We start from the raw sequence: 2,503 nt of genomic DNA, 5'->3' as shown, positions 1-2,503 counted from the left end.
GGGGCGGCGCGGACTGGCTCGCGCCGGACTGCGCCGGGCCGGACTGCTGCGCGGGGCCGGAGTCGCTGGAGCCGGATGGGGCGGCCGACGGTGCGTCGGCCTTGCTGGCGCGCGGCTTTCGCACGCGCTTTTCGGCGGTATCGCCGGCGTCGGGGGTGTTATCGGACAAGCGTGGATTCCTCGCTAAGCGGCGAGCGCTCGCAGTGGCGAGCGGAACGTCGGGGACGTGGTTGATCAAGAAGGGGTGCGGCGCCTGAAACACGCCGGTTTCATGAAACTAGCACCGCTGTTGCGCGGCAGCAAGCGATTCCGGCGCGGGGCGTTCACGATCGATGCTCGCTGCTGCAGGCCTCCGGGTTCTTCTGTAGGAGCGGCTTCAGCCGCGAACCAGAACCGGCGCGAGCGGCCAAGCATCAGATCGCGGCTGAAGCCGCTCCTACAGAAGGCGAACGCGCGCCCGGCAAACAACCGGCTTGCCACAAGGCGCGCTGCCTCGGATCGCCGCTTCAGAGCGCCTTGTCGATCATCTGGCCGAGCTGGGCTTTGCCGACCGCGCCGATCTGGGTGGCCTGGACCTGGCCGTCCTTGAACAGCAGCAGCATCGGGATCGAGCGCACGTGGTACTTCATCGCGGTGTTGCGGTTGTGGTCGACGTTGAGCTTGGCGATCTTGACCTTGCCCGCATAGGTTTCGGCCAGCTCGTCCAGCGCCGGCGCGATCATCTTGCACGGGCCGCACCATTCGGCCCAGAAGTCGACCAGTACCGGCTCGGACGACTGCAGCACGGCGCTGTCGAAATCGGCATCGCCGACATGCATCACTTTCTCGCTCACGGGGCTCTCCTGCGGGGGCGGCGCGCGGTGGGTGCCGGGTGGCCGGCGTTCGATCGGTGGCCCGGGTTGGTACGGGTCGGCCGGTGCCGCGCGGTTATAAGGAAGGGGTTGCGTTAAACTGGGGCGTTTCGCGGCGGCTTCAAGGGCGCTGCGCCTGCGGTCAGGACGAAAATCTGGCCGACCCCGGCAGTCTGCTTCGGCGACGCCACCCACGCAAGCGCGGCCCCATACGACCTGCGCCGCGCGCGTCCTCCCTGACTGAGAAGTCCCCGACCGGAACGTATGCCCGTATGAGCGACAAGCCTCTCACCGATATCACCTTTTCCTCGTTCGACCTGCACCCGACCCTGCTGGCCGGGCTCGAATCGGCCGGTTTCACCCGCACCACCCCGATTCAGGCGATGACCCTGCCGATCGCGCTGACCGGCCGCGATGTCGCCGGCCAGGCCCAGACCGGCACCGGCAAGACCCTGGCGTTCCTGGTGGCGGTGATCAACCGCCTGCTGATCCGCCCGGCGCTGGCCGACCGCAAGCCCGAGGACCCGCGCGCACTGATCCTGGCGCCGACCCGCGAGCTGGCGATCCAGATCCACAAGGATGCGGTCAAGTTCGGCAGCGAGCTCGGCCTTAAGTTCGCCCTGGTCTACGGCGGGGTCGACTACGACAAGCAGCGCGAGCTGCTGCAGCAGGGCGTCGACGTCATCATCGCCACCCCGGGCCGCCTGATCGACTACGTCAAGCAGCACAAGGTGGTGTCGCTGCACGCCTGCGAGATGTGCGTGCTGGATGAAGCCGACCGCATGTTCGACCTGGGCTTCATCAAGGACATCCGCTTCCTGCTGCGGCGCATGCCGATCCGCACCGAGCGGCAGACCCTGCTGTTCTCGGCCACGCTGAGTCACCGCGTGCTGGAGCTCGCCTACGAGCACATGAACGAGCCCGAGAAGCTCGTGGTCGAGACCGAGTTCATCACCAATGCCAAGGTCCGCCAGCAGGTGTATTTCCCCGCCGACGAGGAAAAGATCCCGCTGCTGCTGGGCCTGCTGTCGCGCAGCGAGGGCGCGCGCACGATGGTGTTCGTCAACACCAAGGCCTGGGTCGAGCGCGTCGCGCGGGCGCTGGAGCGCGGCGGCTACAAGGTCGGCGTGCTTTCAGGGGATGTGCCGCAGAAGAAGCGCGAATCGCTGCTGGCCAAGTTCCAGAAGGGCCAGCTGGAACTGCTGGTCGCGACCGACGTCGCCGCGCGCGGCCTGCACATCGACGGCGTCAGCCACGTCTACAACTACGACCTGCCGTTCGATGCCGAGGACTACGTGCACCGCATCGGCCGCACCGCGCGTCTGGGCGCCGAGGGCGATGCGATCAGCTTTGCCTGCGAGCGCTACGCGATGAGCCTGCCGGACATCGAGACCTTCATCGAGCAGAAGCTGCCAGTGTCGGCGGTCGATGCTGACCTGCTGGTCTCGCTGCCGCGCAAGCCGCGGGTGCCGGTCGAGGGCGAGAGCGGCGAGGAGGAAAGCATCGGCGCGATCTTCAAGGAAGCGCGCGAGCAGCGTGCGGCCGACGAGGAGCGCCGTGGCGGCGGTCGCAGCGGCAGTGGCGGTCGCGCTGGCGGCGGCCGCGGCGAAACCAGCCGCGGGCCGCGTCGCCCGCGCAGCGATGCGCCCCGC

2 protein-coding genes are annotated in these 2,503 nt (G+C 68.3%); one reads left to right on the top strand and one right to left on the bottom strand.

The window, feature by feature from the left end:
• Window positions 1-506 precede the first annotated feature (506 nt).
• Window positions 507-833 (bottom strand): thioredoxin TrxA, encoded by a 327-nt coding sequence (trxA, locus tag ACJQWM_RS14200; protein ID WP_332708026.1) that lies wholly within the window; start codon window positions 831-833, stop codon window positions 507-509.
• 290 nt (window positions 834-1,123) lie between these two features.
• Here trxA and rhlB point away from each other — a divergent pair.
• A partial coding sequence (rhlB, locus tag ACJQWM_RS14195) for an ATP-dependent RNA helicase RhlB (RefSeq protein ID WP_411306922.1) occupies window positions 1,124-2,503 on the top strand: 1,380 nt, incomplete at its 3' end.

The organism is Novilysobacter longmucuonensis, from assembly GCF_046600735.1.
Taxonomy (GTDB): Bacteria; Pseudomonadota; Gammaproteobacteria; order Xanthomonadales; family Xanthomonadaceae; genus Novilysobacter_A; species Novilysobacter_A longmucuonensis.
This window is presented reverse-complemented; position numbering and strand designations above follow the sequence as displayed.